Genomic DNA, 427 nt, shown 5'->3' with positions numbered 1-427 from the left:
GGCAGCGAGGCGTCCCGCCTCGAGCCGCATCCGGGCGCTCACCTCACCGCCGCCGCCCAGGCCGATGCCGCGCCCCTCGAACAGCCCCGCCAGGAAGGGGTCGAGGACTTCCAGCCGGTCGAGGCGGCCGAAGAGCGCCAGTTCGCCGTCCAGCGGCGGCTGCGGGTGGTCGCGCAGCGCCGCCAGGGATACCCGGGAAGCCAGGCGGGCGGCCTCCAGGGTGAGATCCAGGGCCAGGGGAGCGGTGCCCTCGTCGCTGCGGGCATCGAGCCGCAGGCGGGTGCCGGAGAGGTCCAGCTGGCGGGCCCCGGGGTCCAGCGCCGGCAGGGCCAGGTCGAGGCGCAGGTCGCCGCTGACCGGCTGACCCTGCAGGGTCAGGGCGATCCGCTCGCCGGCCAGGGTGAAGGCGCCGGCCAGGCGGCCGTCC

General features: G+C 77.5%; 1 pseudogene. It reads right to left on the bottom strand.

Annotation, left to right across the window (positions count from 1 at the left end):
• Positions 1 to 427, bottom strand: a pseudogene (locus tag J5F18_RS18565) (hypothetical protein); the annotation flags it as partial.

The organism is Halomonas sp. BM-2019 (assembly GCF_017584085.1).
Note: the sequence above shows the minus strand (reverse complement) of the source record. Positions and strands in the feature narration are given on the sequence as shown.